Genomic DNA, 16,063 nt, shown 5'->3' on the forward strand with positions numbered 1-16,063 from the left:
GAAATCTCGCAAGACTCAAGGGCCTCTTCGCGGCGGTGCGGCGATCCGACAAGCCTGGCTCCTACAGGACGGCGTCGTGCACAAAATTCGCATACGACATCACACTGTAGGGGCCGGGCTTGCCCGCGAAGAGGCCGGCCCAGGCGCTGCAAGGCTCAAGAGTCATATGCAAGCTCTCGGCGCATGGCTATCATGCCTGCCTCATTGTGAGTCGAGACCTGCATGTTGACGTTGTTGAAGCTCCTCAAAGATGGTCGATTCCACTCCGGGCAAGCGCTGGGGGCAGCCTTGGGCGTCAGCCGCAGCGCCGTCTGGAAACAGCTCCAGCAATTGGAGGCGGAGTTCGGGCTGGTTATCCATAAAGTCCGTGGCCGGGGTTACCAACTCGCCAGCCCGCTGGTGTTGCTGAGCGAGCTGGAGATAGCCGCCGCAAAACCCTCGGCCTCCTGGCCGGTGCATGTCTACGACACCATTGACTCAACCAATGCCGAGGCGCTGCGACTGGTGGAGAAAGGTTCCGTTGCGCCATTCATTGTGGTGGCCGAACGGCAAACCGCAGGACGAGGGCGCCGGGGCCGGCATTGGGTCAGTCCGTTCGCGGAAAATATCTATTACAGCCTGTTGCTCAGGATCGAAGGCGGCATGCGTCAGCTGGAGGGCTTGAGCCTGGTGGTCGGCCTGGCGGTTCTAAGCGCATTGCGTGAGCTGGGGATCGCCCGGGCGGGGCTGAAGTGGCCCAATGACGTCCTGGTGGACAACAAGAAGATCGCCGGCATTCTGCTGGAGCTGGTCGGCGACCCGGCGGACGTCTGTCACGTCGTGCTGGGGGTCGGGATCAACGTCAATATGCAGGTTGCCGAACAGGTGGATCAGCTGTGGACATCGGCACGGTTGGAAACGGGCCGTTCGATCGATCGCAACGAGCTGATCGCGAGCCTGGGGGAAAAGCTGCGCTTTTACCTGGAGTGGCACCAGTCCTCTGGTTTCGCGGCTATCCAGGCTGAGTGGGAGCAGAATCATCTCTGGCAGGGGCGCAAGGTTGCCCTGGTCGCGGGAGTGAACCAGGTCGAAGGGATCGTGCTGGGCATCGATCAGCAGGGTGCGCTCCGTCTGCAGGTGGATGGCGTGGAAAAGGTCTTCAGTGGTGGCGAACTCAGCCTGCGCTTGCGCGATGATGCTTGAGTTCGAGGCGGCTAGCGGTTTTAACAAGGGCAGGGCGCATCGGGTGCCCGTCCTGGTATTGGTTGGCTTGGCGGTGGCGTGTCCGCTCGATTGAGGTTCCTATGCGTTGGTTGTTTCTGTTGTTGCTGGTGCTCAATGGTGTCTATTACGTCTGGCACCAGCAAGAAGCGCCCTTGAGGGCCAAGGAAGTCGCTCCTCTTTCGCTGTACCGCAGCGCTCACCAGGATATCCAGTTGTTGAGCGAATCCGATGGCGCCGGCGGGCGTCGTGCGGTCTCTGCGGCGCCGGAGCGCGAAGGCGATTGTGTCTATCTGGGTGCCGTGGCTCGCCAGGATCTGGCGCAGTCCATTGTGCAGCGTCTCCAGGGCAGCAATATCAAGGCGCGGGCAGAGCAGGTGAATGTGCCCGATTCAGCGGGGTACTGGGTACGGATCGCACCTGAAAGCCAGCATTTGCTGGACGATGCCCTGCTGCAGAACCTTGCTAAAGAATTCAATGAGTTAAAACATAAAATAATGCCGTGCGAAGGCATTGCAACTGTCGAATAGTTTGAATAGAATGGCGCCCGCTTCGCAGTGAACACCTCTTGAGGGACTGGCTACGAAGCGGGTCAACGCAGCTAACCTCATAATTTAAATGAGAAAAATGCTTGACAGAAGGTCGACATGATGTAGAATGTCGGCTCGCTTAGGAGGGGTTCCCGAGCGGCCAAAGGGATCAGACTGTAAATCTGACGTCTACGACTTCGAAGGTTCGAATCCTTCCCCCTCCACCATATTTAAGCGTGAGCTGCAAGCTCCGCGGGTATAGTTTAGTGGTAGAACCTCAGCCTTCCAAGCTGATGATGCGGGTTCGATTCCCGCTACCCGCTCCAAGTTTGCTGTTTGTGCACCGTGTTTCGCTCTTGTAGCTCAGTTGGTAGAGCACACCCTTGGTAAGGGTGAGGTCAGCGGTTCAAATCCGCTCAAGAGCTCCATAACAACAAGGCAGATATGCAAATATCTGCCTTTGTTTTAATGGCTGATGTAGCTTGCTTAATTCTTCTCCTGAGGGTGATTTCGATGGCTAAGGAAAAGTTCGAACGTAATAAGCCGCACGTCAACGTGGGGACCATTGGTCACGTCGACCATGGTAAAACTACGCTCACTGCTGCCTTGACTCGCGTTTGCTCCGAAGTGTTCGGTTCGGCCAAGGTCGACTTCGACAAGATCGATAGCGCCCCAGAAGAAAAAGCTCGTGGCATCACCATCAACACCGCTCACGTTGAATACGATTCGGCCGTGCGTCACTACGCACACGTTGACTGCCCAGGTCACGCCGACTACGTAAAAAACATGATCACCGGTGCTGCGCAGATGGATGGCGCGATCCTGGTTTGCTCGGCCGCTGATGGTCCGATGCCGCAAACCCGTGAGCACATCCTGTTGTCCCGTCAGGTAGGCGTTCCCTACATTGTGGTCTTCCTGAACAAGGCTGACCTGGTAGATGATGCCGAGCTGCTGGAGCTGGTTGAGATGGAGGTGCGCGATCTGCTGAGCACTTACGATTTCCCAGGTGACGACACGCCGATCATCATTGGCTCCGCGCGCATGGCGCTGGAAGGCAATGATGAAAATGGCATGGGTACTTCGGCTGTCAAGAAGCTGGTTGAGACTCTGGATAGCTACATTCCCGAGCCTGAGCGCGCAATCGACAAGCCGTTCCTGATGCCGATCGAAGACGTGTTCTCGATCTCTGGTCGCGGTACTGTTGTGACGGGTCGTATTGAGCGCGGTATCGTTCGTGTTCAAGATCCGCTGGAAATCGTAGGCTTGCGTGACACTGCTGTCACCACCTGCACCGGCGTTGAAATGTTTCGTAAACTGCTCGACGAAGGTCGTGCAGGTGAAAACTGCGGCGTTCTGCTGCGCGGCACCAAGCGTGACGATGTCGAGCGTGGCCAGGTACTGGTCAAGCCGGGTTCGGTCAAGCCGCACACCAAGTTCACTGCAGAAGTTTACGTCCTGAGCAAGGAAGAAGGCGGTCGTCATACGCCGTTCTTCAAGGGCTACCGTCCGCAGTTCTACTTCCGTACGACTGATGTGACTGGTAACTGCGAGCTGCCGGAAGGCGTCGAAATGGTAATGCCAGGTGACAACATTCAGATGACTGTCACTCTGATCAAGACCATTGCGATGGAAGATGGCTTGCGTTTCGCTATCCGTGAGGGCGGTCGTACCGTCGGCGCGGGTGTGGTGGCGAAAGTAATCGAATAAGTAGTTGAAATGCCTCTCTCAGGTCGACATAATGGTCGGCCTGATTCAAGTTTTAGGTCAGTAGCTCAATTGGCAGAGCGACGGTCTCCAAAACCGTAGGTTGGGGGTTCGATTCCCTCCTGACCTGCCAGATTCACTCGGTGTGTCTGGCTTTCTTTTCACAGGATTCTCTTAGATGACCTCCAACGCTGAAGCCCAAGGCTCTCGCTTCGATCTTCTCAAGTGGCTCGTCGTAGTCGCTTTGGTGGTGATTGGTGTTGTTGGCAACCAGTACTATCATGGTTCGCCGATCCTGTACCGCGTACTGGCTCTGCTTGTCATCGCTGCTGTAGCTGCCTTTGTAGGCCTGCAGACCGCGAAAGGCAAGTCGTTCTTCGTGCTGGCAAAGGAAGCTCGTACCGAGATTCGTAAAGTCGTATGGCCGACTCGCCAAGAAACCACGCAGACCACGTTGATCGTGGTGGCTGTTGTTCTGGTAATGGCGTTGCTGTTGTGGGGGCTTGATTCCCTGCTCGGCTGGCTTGTTTCCTCGATTGTAGGCTAAGGGTGTCCCGTGGCTAAGCGTTGGTACGTTGTGCATGCTTACTCGGGTTACGAGAAGCATGTGATGCGCTCGTTGATCGAGCGCGTAAAGCTGGCAGGCATGGAAGATGGCTTCGGCGAAATTCTGGTCCCTACTGAAGAAGTAGTGGAGATGCGTAACGGCCAGAAGCGCAAGAGTGAGCGTAAGTTCTTCCCTGGCTATGTGCTGGTACAGATGGACATGAACGAGGGGACTTGGCACTTGGTCAAGGACACCCCTCGGGTGATGGGTTTCATCGGCGGTACCGCCGACAAGCCTGCACCGATCACCGACAAAGAGGCAGAAGCGATTCTGCGTCGCGTCGCTGACGGCAGCGACAAGCCGAAGCCGAAGACACTGTTCGAGCCGGGCGAAGTCGTACGTGTTACCGATGGTCCGTTCGCTGATTTCAACGGCACCGTCGAAGAGGTCAACTACGAAAAGAGCCGCATCCAGGTGGCCGTGCTCATTTTCGGACGCTCTACTCCGGTAGAGTTGGAGTTTAGCCAGGTCGAAAAGGTCTAGCTGAACAAGCATCCCAACCCCACAGTCCAAGGCTGTGGGGTTTTGTCGTCACTGGGATAAACGCGCAAGTAACCGGGGAGCCTTTCGAGGCGCTAGAACCCGTAATTGGAGTGCCTCATGGCCAAGAAGATTACCGCTTACATCAAGCTGCAAGTGAAGGCCGCCCAGGCCAACCCTAGCCCACCCGTCGGTCCAGCTCTGGGTCAGCACGGCGTGAACATCATGGAATTCTGCAAAGCCTTCAACGCCCGTACCCAGGGTCTTGAGCCAGGTCTGCCGACGCCTGTGATCATCACTGTTTACAGTGACCGCAGCTTCACTTTCGAAACCAAGTCCACCCCGGCTTCGGTTCTGCTGAAAAAGGCCGCCGGCCTGACCAGCGGTTCCGCTCGTCCGAACACCGTTAAGGTTGGCACCGTGACCCGTGCTCAGCTGGAAGAAATCGCGAAAACCAAAAACGCGGATCTGACTGCAGCTGATATGGATGCAGCCGTGCGTACCATCGCCGGTTCTGCTCGTAGCATGGGCCTTAACGTGGAGGGTGTGTAATGGCTAAGCTGACCAAGCGCCAAAAGGCTATCGCCGGCAAAATCGAAGCAGGCAAGGCCTACAACTTTGTAGAAGCCGCTGCTCTGCTGTCCGAGCTGTCGACTGTCAAGTTCAGCGAGTCGTTTGACGTTGCTGTAAACCTGGGCGTTGACCCACGTAAATCCGACCAGGTCGTACGTAGCGCTACTGTGCTGCCACACGGCACTGGCAAGACCGTTCGCGTTGCTGTGTTCACCCAGGGTCCGGCTGCTGAAGCTGCTCTGGCTGCCGGCGCCGATCGCGTTGGTATGGACGACCTGGCTGCCGAAATGAAAGGCGGCGACCTGAACTATGACGTCGTTATTGCTTCCCCGGACGCAATGCGTGTTGTAGGTCAACTGGGTCAGATCCTCGGTCCACGTGGCCTGATGCCTAACCCTAAAGTCGGTACCGTAACTCCAGACGTCGCCACCGCGGTGAAAAACGCCAAGGCCGGTCAGGTTCGTTATCGCACCGACAAGAACGGTATTATCCACACCTCCGTTGGCAAGATCGGCTTCGACGCCGTCAAGCTGAAGGAAAACGTTGAAGCCCTGATCGCTGACCTGAAGCGTATCAAGCCAGCTTCCTCGAAAGGTATCTACGTCAAGCGCGTTACCCTGAGCACCACCATGGGTCCAGGCCTGGTCATCGACCAGAGCTCGCTGGAAGCGTAAGACGCGCATTGGCGCAAGCGATTGCGCCAATCGAAAAAAAATTGGGGTCCCTGCCTGGCGGGGGCTATCCAAGACCGTAGGCGGCGCAAGCCTTAAACCTCAAGCCTACGCAGATGGTGCTCCCGGTTCCTTACCGAATCAGACACCAAAACGACATCCGGCTTCGGCCAGATGAAACGGTAACAAGCAGGAGTTAAACCCGTGGCAATTAAACTCGAAGACAAGAAGGCCATCGTCGCTGAAGTCAACGAGGCTGCCAAAGTCGCTCTGTCCGCTGTCGTGGCTGATGCCCGTGGCGTAACAGTAAGCGCGATGACCGGACTCCGTAAAGAGGCCCGCGAAGCTGGCGTGTACGTACGTGTCGTACGTAACACCCTGCTCAAGCGCGCTGTTGAAGGCACCGAGTACTCGGTCCTCAACGACGTGTTCAAAGGCCCGACCCTGATTGCTTTCTCCAAGGAACACCCGGGCGCTGCTGCTCGTCTGTTCAAAGAGTTTGCAAAGGGTCAGGACAAGTTCGAGATCAAGGCAGCTGCGTTCGAGGGCAAGTTCCTCGCAGCCAATCAGATCGACGTACTGGCAACCTTGCCGACCCGTGACGAAGCAATCTCCCAGCTGATGAGCGTGATTCAAGGCGCTACCAGCAAGTTGGCTCGTACTCTGGCGGCTATTCGCGACCAGAAAGAAGCTGTCGCAGCCTAAGGCTGAGCACTTCTTTTCGCGTATTTTTGTTTATTTCGATGGTCGCGTAGGCCGTCCCCCAATTCAGGAAATACAGTAATGTCTATCTCCCAAGAAGATATCCTCAACGCCGTAGCTGAAATGTCGGTTCTGCAGGTTGTTGAGCTGATCAAAGCTTTCGAAGAAAAATTCGGTGTTACCGCTGCTGCTGCTTCGGCAGGTCCTGCTGCTGCTGCCGCTGTTGTTGAAGAGCAAACCGAATTCAACGTCATGCTGCTGGAAGCTGGCGAGAAGAAAGTTAACGTGATTAAGGCAGTACGTGAACTGACCGGTCTGGGCCTGAAAGAAGCCAAGGCTGTAGTTGACGGCGCTCCTGCCCTGGTTCTGGAAGCTGTTGCCAAAGACGCAGCTGACAAAGCCAAAGCAGCACTGGAAGAAGCAGGCGCTAAAGTCGAGCTGAAGTAAGCTCTGACCTTGCGTCTCCAGCCCGAGCGTTAAGCGACAGGCTGATGGCTGGTGGCTCTTGCCACCGGCCTTTTTCCGTTACTGGCGGCCGACTCGGTCGGTGCCTTTGACGTGCTTCAACCACCCGATGCGGTGGCGCAAACCATGGGGTTTGCACGATTTTCTGGCTGCTCCCGTCGGGGAGGGGCCAAACAAGCAGGTGACCAAGCTGGGGAACGCTGATGGCTTACTCATATACTGAGAAAAAACGTATCCGCAAGGACTTTAGCAAGTTGCCGGACGTCATGGATGTGCCGTACCTCCTGGCCATCCAGCTGGATTCGTATCGTGAATTCTTGCAGGCGGGAGCGACTAAAGATCAGTTCCGCGACGTGGGCCTGCATGCGGCCTTCAAATCCGTTTTCCCGATCATCAGCTACTCCGGCAATGCTGCGCTGGAGTACGTCGGTTATCGCCTGGGCGAACCGGCATTTGATGTCAAAGAATGCGTATTGCGCGGTGTGACTTACGCCGTACCTTTGCGGGTAAAAGTGCGCCTGATCATTTTCGACAAAGAATCGTCGAACAAAGCGATCAAGGACATCAAAGAGCAAGAAGTCTACATGGGTGAAATCCCCCTGATGACCGAGAACGGTACCTTCGTTATCAACGGTACCGAGCGCGTGATCGTTTCCCAGCTGCACCGTTCCCCGGGCGTGTTCTTCGACCACGACCGCGGCAAGACGCACAGCTCCGGCAAACTGCTGTACTCCGCGCGGATCATTCCTTACCGCGGTTCGTGGTTGGACTTCGAGTTCGACCCGAAAGACTGCGTCTTCGTGCGTATCGACCGTCGTCGCAAGCTGCCGGCTTCCGTGCTGCTGCGCGCACTGGGCTACGCCACCGAAGAAGTGCTGGACGCGTTCTACACCACCAACGTTTTCCACGTGAAGGGCGAAACCCTGAGCCTGGAGCTGGTGCCTCAGCGTCTGCGCGGTGAAATCGCCGTCCTCGATATCCTCGATGACAAAGGCAAGGTGATTGTCGAGCAGGGTCGTCGTATTACCGCTCGCCACATCAACCAGCTGGAAAAAGCCGGGATCAAAGAGCTGGATGTGCCGCTGGACTACGTCCTGGGCCGCACCACCGCCAAGGTCATCGTGCACCCGGCTACCGGCGAAATCCTGGCCGAATGCAACACCGAGCTGAACACCGAGATCCTGGCGAAAATCGCCAAGGCCCAGGTCGTTCGCATCGAGACGCTGTACACCAACGACATCGACTGCGGTCCGTTCATCTCCGACACGCTGAAGATCGACTCCACCAGCAACCAACTGGAAGCGCTGGTCGAGATCTATCGCATGATGCGTCCTGGTGAGCCACCGACCAAGGATGCCGCCGAGACCCTGTTCAACAACCTGTTCTTCAGCCCTGAGCGCTATGACCTGTCTGCGGTCGGCCGGATGAAGTTCAACCGTCGTATCGGTCGTACCGAGATCGAAGGTTCGGGCGTACTGAACAAGGACGATATCGTCGCGGTCCTCAAGACCCTGGTCGACATCCGTAACGGCAAAGGCATCGTCGACGACATCGACCACCTGGGTAACCGTCGTGTTCGCTGCGTAGGCGAAATGGCCGAGAACCAGTTCCGTGTTGGCCTGGTACGCGTTGAGCGTGCGGTCAAGGAACGTCTGTCGATGGCTGAAAGCGAAGGCCTGATGCCGCAAGACCTGATCAACGCCAAGCCAGTGGCTGCGGCGGTGAAAGAGTTCTTCGGTTCCAGCCAGCTGTCGCAGTTCATGGACCAGAACAACCCGCTGTCCGAGATCACCCACAAGCGTCGTGTCTCCGCACTCGGCCCTGGTGGTCTGACCCGCGAACGCGCCGGCTTCGAAGTCCGTGACGTACACCCGACGCACTACGGTCGTGTTTGCCCGATCGAAACGCCGGAAGGTCCGAACATCGGTCTGATCAACTCCCTGGCCGCTTATGCGCGCACCAACCAGTACGGCTTCCTGGAAAGCCCGTACCGTGTGGTGAAAGACGCCCTGGTCACCGACGAGATCGTGTTCCTGTCCGCCATTGAAGAGGCCGATCACGTGATCGCCCAGGCTTCGGCGACCATGAACGAGCAGAAAGTGCTGATCGACGAGCTGGTAGCCGTACGTCACCTGAACGAGTTCACCGTCAAGGCGCCGGAAGACGTCACCCTGATGGACGTTTCGCCGAAGCAGGTTGTGTCGGTTGCAGCGTCGCTGATCCCGTTCCTCGAGCACGACGACGCCAACCGTGCGTTGATGGGTTCCAACATGCAGCGTCAGGCTGTACCGACCCTGCGTGCCGACAAGCCGCTGGTAGGTACCGGCATGGAGCGCAACGTTGCCCGTGACTCCGGCGTTTGCGTCGTGGCTCGTCGTGGTGGCGTGATCGACTCCGTCGATGCCAGCCGTATCGTGGTTCGTGTTGCCGATGACGAAGTTGAAACCGGCGAAGCCGGTGTCGACATCTACAACCTGACCAAGTACACCCGCTCGAACCAGAACACCTGCATCAACCAGCGTCCGCTGGTGCGTAAAGGTGATCGTGTTCAGCGTAGCGACATCATGGCCGACGGCCCGTCCACCGACATGGGTGAACTGGCTCTGGGTCAGAACATGCGCATCGCCTTCATGGCATGGAACGGCTTCAACTTCGAAGACTCCATCTGCCTGTCGGAACGCGTTGTTCAGGAAGACCGTTTCACCACGATCCACATCCAGGAACTGACCTGTGTGGCGCGTGACACCAAGCTTGGGCCAGAGGAAATCACTGCGGACATCCCGAACGTGGGTGAAGCCGCACTGAACAAGCTGGACGAAGCCGGTATCGTCTACGTCGGTGCCGAAGTCGGCCCGGGCGACATCCTGGTCGGCAAGGTCACTCCGAAAGGCGAGACCCAACTGACTCCGGAAGAAAAACTGCTGCGTGCGATCTTCGGTGAGAAGGCCAGCGACGTCAAAGACACCTCCCTGCGTGTACCAACCGGTACCAAGGGTACCGTCATCGACGTGCAGGTCTTCACCCGTGATGGCGTCGAGCGCGATACCCGTGCCCTATCCATCGAGAAGAGCCAGCTCGACGAGATCCGCAAGGACCTCAACGAAGAGTTCCGTATCGTTGAAGGCGCGACCTTCGAGCGTCTGCGTTCCGCGCTGGTTGGCCACAAGGCCGAAGGCGGCGCTGGCCTGAAGAAAGGTCAGGAAATCACCGACGAAGTGCTCGACGGTCTGGAGCATGGGCAGTGGTTCAAACTGCGCATGGCTGAAGATGCGTTGAACGAGCAGCTCGAGAAGGCCCAGGCCTATATCGTTGATCGCCGCCGTCTGCTGGACGACAAGTTCGAAGACAAGAAGCGCAAGCTGCAGCAAGGCGATGACCTGGCTCCGGGCGTGCTGAAGATCGTCAAGGTCTACCTGGCAATCCGTCGCCGCATCCAGCCGGGCGACAAGATGGCCGGTCGTCACGGTAACAAGGGTGTGGTCTCCGTGATCATGCCGGTTGAAGACATGCCGCACGATGCCCATGGCACCCCGGTCGACGTCGTCCTCAACCCGCTGGGCGTACCTTCGCGTATGAACGTTGGTCAGATCCTCGAAACCCACCTGGGCCTGGCGGCCAAAGGTCTGGGCGAGAAGATCAACCGCATGATCGAGGAGCAACGCAAGGTCGCTGACCTGCGCAAGTTCCTGCACGAGATCTACAACGAGATCGGCGGTCGTAACGAGGACCTGGACAGCTTCACCGACCAGGAAATCCTCGACTTGGCGCACAACCTCAAGGCTGGTGTGCCAATGGCCACCCCAGTGTTCGACGGTGCCAAGGAAGTTGAAATCAAGGCCATGCTGAAACTGGCAGACCTGCCGGAAAGCGGCCAGATGCAACTGTTCGATGGTCGTACCGGCAACAAGTTCGAACGTCCGGTTACCGTTGGCTACATGTACATGCTGAAGCTGAACCACTTGGTAGACGACAAGATGCACGCTCGTTCTACCGGTTCGTACAGCCTGGTTACCCAGCAGCCGCTGGGTGGTAAGGCGCAGTTCGGTGGTCAGCGTTTCGGGGAGATGGAGGTCTGGGCACTGGAAGCATACGGTGCTGCATACACTCTGCAAGAAATGCTCACAGTGAAGTCGGACGATGTGAACGGTCGGACCAAGATGTACAAAAACATCGTGGACGGCGATCACCGTATGGAGCCGGGCATGCCCGAGTCCTTCAACGTGTTGATCAAGGAAATTCGTTCCCTCGGCATCGATATCGATCTGGAAACCGAATAACACGTGACGCGAATCGAGAGCGGGGCTGTATGGCCCGCTCTCTGCTCCGCCAGGAGGAAAGGCCTTGAAAGACCTACTGAATTTGCTGAAAAACCAGGGTCAAGTCGAAGAGTTCGACGCCATCCGTATTGGATTGGCCTCGCCTGAGATGATCCGTTCGTGGTCGTTCGGTGAAGTTAAAAAGCCGGAAACCATCAACTACCGTACGTTCAAACCTGAGCGTGACGGCCTGTTCTGCGCCAAGATCTTTGGCCCGGTCAAGGATTACGAGTGCCTGTGCGGTAAGTACAAGCGCTTGAAGCACCGTGGTGTGATCTGCGAGAAGTGCGGCGTTGAAGTCGCACTGGCCAAGGTTCGTCGTGAGCGCATGGCGCACATCGAACTGGCTTCGCCGGTTGCCCACATCTGGTTCCTGAAGTCCCTGCCGTCGCGTATCGGCTTGCTGATGGACATGACCCTGCGTGATATCGAACGCGTTCTCTACTTCGAGAGCTACGTCGTTATCGACCCGGGCATGACCACCCTTGAAAAAGGCCAGCTGCTGAACGACGAGCAGTACTTCGAAGCCCTCGAAGAGTTCGGTGATGACTTCGACGCCCGCATGGGTGCTGAGGCCGTCCGCGAGCTGCTGCACGCGATCGACCTGGAACACGAGATTGGCCGTCTGCGCGAAGAAATTCCGCAAACCAACTCCGAAACCAAGATCAAGAAGCTGTCCAAGCGCCTGAAGTTGATGGAAGCCTTCCAGGGTTCCGGCAACCTGCCAGAGTGGATGGTGCTGACCGTTCTGCCGGTTCTGCCGCCAGACCTGCGTCCACTGGTTCCGCTCGATGGCGGTCGCTTCGCGACTTCCGACCTCAACGATCTGTATCGTCGAGTGATCAACCGTAACAACCGTTTGAAGCGCCTGCTGGACTTGTCCGCGCCTGACATCATCGTGCGCAACGAAAAGCGCATGCTGCAGGAAGCTGTGGATGCCCTGCTGGACAACGGTCGTCGCGGTCGCGCCATTACCGGTTCGAACAAGCGTCCTCTGAAATCCCTGGCTGACATGATCAAGGGTAAGCAAGGTCGTTTCCGTCAGAACTTGCTCGGTAAGCGTGTTGACTACTCGGGTCGTTCGGTAATTACCGTAGGTCCGACCCTGCGTCTGCACCAGTGCGGTCTGCCGAAGAAGATGGCCCTCGAGCTGTTCAAACCGTTCATTTTCGGCAAGCTGGAAATGCGTGGTCTCGCGACCACCATCAAAGCCGCCAAGAAAATGGTCGAGCGCGAACTGCCAGAGGTTTGGGACGTTCTCGCTGAAGTGATTCGCGAACACCCGGTCCTCCTCAACCGTGCACCGACCCTTCACCGTCTAGGTATCCAGGCGTTTGAACCGGTACTGATCGAAGGTAAGGCTATCCAGCTGCACCCGCTGGTCTGTGCTGCGTACAACGCCGACTTCGACGGCGACCAGATGGCCGTGCACGTACCGCTGACGCTGGAAGCCCAGCTCGAAGCGCGTGCGTTGATGATGTCGACCAACAACATCCTGTCGCCTGCCAACGGTGAGCCAATCATCGTTCCGTCGCAGGACGTTGTATTGGGTCTGTACTACATGACCCGTGAAGCGATCAACGCCAAGGGCGAAGGTCGTATCTTCGCGGACCTGCAGGAAGTCGACCGCGTATTCCGCGCCGGCGAAGCAGCCCTGCACGCCAAGATCAAGGTTCGTATCAACGAAACCGTCAATGATCGTGATGGTGGCAGCGTCAAGAACACCCGTATCGTCGACACCACTGTCGGCCGTGCGCTGTTGTTCCAGGTGGTTCCGGCCGGCCTGTCGTTCGACGTCGTCAACCTGCCGATGAAGAAGAAGGCGATCTCCAAACTGATCAACCAGTGCTACCGCGTGGTTGGTTTGAAAGAGACCGTGATCTTCGCTGACCAGTTGATGTACACCGGTTTTGCCTATTCGACCATTTCCGGCGTTTCCATCGGTGTTAACGACTTCGTTATCCCGGATGAAAAAGCCCGCATCATCGGTGCTGCCACCGACGAAGTGAAAGAGATCGAAAGTCAGTACGCCTCCGGCCTGGTTACCCAGGGCGAGAAGTACAACAAAGTGATCGACTTGTGGTCCAAGGCGAACGACGAAGTGTCCAAGGCGATGATGGCCAACCTCTCGAAAGAGAAGGTCATCGACCGTCATGGCGACGAAGTCGACCAGGAATCCTTCAACTCGATGTACATGATGGCCGACTCGGGTGCGCGGGGTTCCGCAGCCCAGATCCGTCAGCTGGCCGGTATGCGTGGTCTGATGGCCAAGCCGGACGGCTCGATCATCGAGACGCCGATCACCGCGAACTTCCGTGAAGGCCTGAGCGTACTCCAGTACTTCATCTCCACTCACGGTGCTCGTAAGGGCCTCGCGGATACCGCGTTGAAAACCGCGAACTCCGGTTACCTGACCCGTCGTCTGGTAGACGTGGCGCAGGATCTGGTGGTGACCGAAGTCGACTGTGGCACTGAGCAAGGCTTGCTCATGACGCCGCACATCGAAGGCGGTGACGTGGTAGAGCCGTTGGGTGAGCGCGTTCTGGGTCGAGTGATCGCCCGTGACGTCTTCAAGCCTGGCACCGAGGAAGTGATCGTTCCTGCCGGCACCCTGGTCGACGAGAAGTGGGTTGAATTCATCGAGCTGAACAGCATCGACGAAGTTATCGTGCGCTCGCCAATCAGTTGCGAAACCCGTTATGGCATCTGCGCCAAGTGCTACGGCCGTGACTTGGCTCGTGGTCACCAGGTGAACATCGGTGAAGCGGTCGGCGTTATCGCTGCCCAGTCCATCGGTGAGCCGGGTACCCAGCTGACCATGCGTACGTTCCACATCGGTGGTGCGGCAAGCCGGACCTCCGCAGCCGACAGCGTTCAGGTGAAGAATGGCGGTACCGTCCGTCTGCACAACCTGAAGCACGTTGAGCGAGTGGATGGCCACCTGGTTGCGGTATCCCGTTCCGGTGAGCTGGCAATCGCCGACGACTACGGTCGTGAGCGCGAGCGCTACAAGCTGCCGTACGGTGCGGTGATTTCGGTTAAAGAGGGTGACAAGGTCGACGCTGGCGCAATCGTGGCCAAGTGGGATCCGCACACTCACCCGATCGTTACCGAAATGAAAGGTACCGTGACCTACGTGGGCATGGAAGAAGGCATCACGATCAAGCGTCAGACTGACGAATTGACCGGTATGACCAACATTGAAGTCCTCGATGCCAAAGACCGTCCAGCAGCCGGCAAGGACATTCGTCCTGCGGTGAAGATGGTCGACGACAACGGCAAGGATCTGTTGCTGCCAGGCACTGACGTAATCGCTCAGTACTTCCTGCCAGCCAACGCCCTGGTCGGTGTGGCGGACGGTGCGAAAATCGCGATCGGTGACGTTATCGCGCGGATTCCGCAAGAAACTTCGAAAACTCGCGACATCACCGGTGGTCTGCCGCGTGTTGCCGACTTGTTCGAAGCTCGTCGTCCGAAAGAGGCCTCGATTCTGGCTGAAGTCAGCGGCACCATCGCGTTCGGTAAAGAGACCAAGGGCAAGCGCCGTCTGGTCATTACCCCGAACGACGGTAGCGATCCGTACGAGGAGCTGATTCCGAAGTGGCGTCACCTGAACGTCTTCGAAGGCGAACAAGTGAACCGCGGCGAAGTTATCTCCGACGGTCCAAGCGATCCACACGACATCCTGCGTCTGCTGGGTGTGAGTGCGCTGGCCAAGTACATCGTCAACGAGATCCAGGACGTTTACCGTCTGCAAGGCGTGAAGATCAACGACAAGCACATCGAGACCATCCTGCGTCAGATGCTGCGTAAAGTTGAAATCGCTGAATCCGGCGATTCCACCTTCATCAAGGGCGACCAGATGGAGCTGACTCACGTTCTGGTAGAGAACGAGCGTCTGGCGGGCGACGACAAGTTCGTTTCCAAGTTCACTCGCGTTCTGCTGGGTATCACCAAGGCGTCGTTGTCGACCGAATCGTTCATCTCGGCGGCCTCTTTCCAAGAGACCACCCGCGTACTGACCGAAGCGGCCGTTACCGGCAAGCGCGATTACCTGCGCGGCCTGAAAGAAAACGTGGTTGTGGGTCGTCTGATCCCGGCCGGTACCGGTCTGGCCTATCACAGCGAGCGCAAGCGTCGTCGTGAACTGGACAAACCGTTGCGCGTAAGCGCCAGTGAAGTGGAAGCTGCACTGACCGAAGCGCTGAACTCTAGCGGTAACTGAGTTCTGCGGTAGTGAGATCAAGGCCCTGATAGCCTCCGCCAACGCCATCGTGACATTTTTTGTTGCGATGGTCGGTGTGAGGAGATCGGGGCCTTGTCTTGACTGGGGACAAGATCCTCTTTAGACTCTTGTACCCCTAAATTTGGCGGGAACTCGTTCCTGCCATTTTGCTTTTCTTGCAAGACAATAGCGTCGCAAGACAACAGTGGAGCTAGTAGATGGCAACTATCAACCAGCTGGTACGTCAGCCGCGTAAGCGTATCGTCGAGAAATCCGACGTACCTGCGCTGCAGAACTGCCCGCAACGTCGTGGCGTGTGCACCCGTGTGTACACCACCACGCCGAAAAAACCTAACTCGGCACTGCGTAAAGTATGCCGTGTGCGCCTGACCAACGGTTTCGAGGTTTCCTCGTACATCGGCGGTGAAGGCCACAACCTGCAAGAGCACAGCGTGGTCCTGATCCGTGGCGGTCGTGTAAAAGACTTGCCAGGTGTTCGTTACCACACCGTTCGCGGCTCCCTGGATACCTCCGGCGTCAAAGGTCGTAACCAAGGTCGTTCGAAATACGGTACCAAGCGTCCGAAGTAA

At 57.4% G+C, this 16,063-nt stretch carries 12 protein-coding genes and 4 tRNA genes; all 16 read left to right on the top strand.

Annotation, left to right across the window (positions count from 1 at the left end; all coding sequences use genetic code 11):
* The first annotated feature begins 222 nt into the window (after nt 1-222).
* The 16 genes from birA (at nt 223) to rpsL (ending at nt 16,063) form a co-directional block, all read left to right on the top strand.
* Nucleotides 223-1,182, top strand: coding sequence for a bifunctional biotin--[acetyl-CoA-carboxylase] ligase/biotin operon repressor BirA (gene birA, locus M5C71_RS32900; RefSeq protein WP_248746818.1), 960 nt, complete (start codon nt 223-225; stop codon nt 1,180-1,182).
* 101 nt (nt 1,183-1,283) lie between these two features.
* Entirely contained in the window at nt 1,284-1,730 is a 447-nt protein-coding gene (locus M5C71_RS32905; RefSeq protein WP_103495379.1) for a hypothetical protein, read from the top strand.
* A gap of 142 nt (nt 1,731-1,872) precedes the next feature.
* Nucleotides 1,873-1,957 (top strand) — tRNA-Tyr (locus M5C71_RS32910).
* 25 nt (nt 1,958-1,982) lie between these two features.
* Nucleotides 1,983-2,056 (top strand) — tRNA-Gly (locus tag M5C71_RS32915).
* Nucleotides 2,057-2,082: 26 nt separating this feature from the next.
* Nucleotides 2,083-2,158: transfer RNA gene (locus tag M5C71_RS32920), tRNA-Thr, on the top strand.
* A gap of 85 nt (nt 2,159-2,243) precedes the next feature.
* Nucleotides 2,244-3,437, top strand: a complete 1,194-nt coding sequence (gene tuf / locus M5C71_RS32925) for an elongation factor Tu (RefSeq protein ID WP_100944345.1) — start codon at nt 2,244-2,246, stop codon at nt 3,435-3,437.
* A 54-nt stretch (nt 3,438-3,491) separates the two neighbouring features.
* A tRNA-Trp gene (locus tag M5C71_RS32930) sits at nt 3,492-3,567 on the top strand.
* Between the two features lie 45 nt (nt 3,568-3,612).
* On the top strand, nt 3,613-3,981 hold the full coding sequence (gene secE / locus M5C71_RS32935) for a preprotein translocase subunit SecE (protein ID WP_100944346.1): 369 nt from the start codon (nt 3,613-3,615) through the stop codon (nt 3,979-3,981).
* A 9-nt stretch (nt 3,982-3,990) separates the two neighbouring features.
* Nucleotides 3,991-4,524 (top strand): transcription termination/antitermination protein NusG, encoded by a 534-nt coding sequence (gene nusG / locus M5C71_RS32940; protein WP_010443972.1) that lies wholly within the window; start codon nt 3,991-3,993, stop codon nt 4,522-4,524.
* Nucleotides 4,525-4,641: 117 nt separating this feature from the next.
* Nucleotides 4,642-5,073 (top strand): 50S ribosomal protein L11, encoded by a 432-nt coding sequence (gene rplK / locus M5C71_RS32945; RefSeq protein WP_003176435.1) that lies wholly within the window; start codon nt 4,642-4,644, stop codon nt 5,071-5,073.
* Complete coding sequence (gene rplA, locus M5C71_RS32950; RefSeq protein WP_103495380.1) at nt 5,073-5,768, top strand: 50S ribosomal protein L1; 696 nt, start codon at nt 5,073-5,075, stop codon at nt 5,766-5,768. Before rplK ends, rplA begins: the two co-directional genes overlap by 1 nt.
* A gap of 201 nt (nt 5,769-5,969) precedes the next feature.
* A complete protein-coding gene (gene rplJ / locus M5C71_RS32955; RefSeq protein WP_100944348.1) occupies nt 5,970-6,470 on the top strand; it encodes a 50S ribosomal protein L10 in 501 nt (166 codons plus the stop codon).
* A gap of 78 nt (nt 6,471-6,548) precedes the next feature.
* Entirely contained in the window at nt 6,549-6,914 is a 366-nt protein-coding gene (rplL, locus tag M5C71_RS32960; protein ID WP_100944349.1) for a 50S ribosomal protein L7/L12, read from the top strand.
* A 221-nt stretch (nt 6,915-7,135) separates the two neighbouring features.
* A complete protein-coding gene (rpoB, locus tag M5C71_RS32965) occupies nt 7,136-11,209 on the top strand; it encodes a DNA-directed RNA polymerase subunit beta (RefSeq protein WP_100944350.1) in 4,074 nt (1,357 codons plus the stop codon).
* A 64-nt stretch (nt 11,210-11,273) separates the two neighbouring features.
* Nucleotides 11,274-15,473: a DNA-directed RNA polymerase subunit beta' gene (gene rpoC / locus M5C71_RS32970; protein ID WP_152742394.1), complete on the top strand. Its 4,200-nt coding sequence runs from the start codon at nt 11,274-11,276 to the stop codon at nt 15,471-15,473.
* A gap of 218 nt (nt 15,474-15,691) precedes the next feature.
* Nucleotides 15,692-16,063 (top strand): 30S ribosomal protein S12, encoded by a 372-nt coding sequence (rpsL, locus tag M5C71_RS32975; protein ID WP_003186084.1) that lies wholly within the window; start codon nt 15,692-15,694, stop codon nt 16,061-16,063.

Origin of the sequence: Pseudomonas sp. MWU12-2345 (assembly GCF_023242385.1) — a bacterium.
Lineage (GTDB): Bacteria > Pseudomonadota > Gammaproteobacteria > Pseudomonadales > Pseudomonadaceae > Aquipseudomonas > Aquipseudomonas gingeri_D.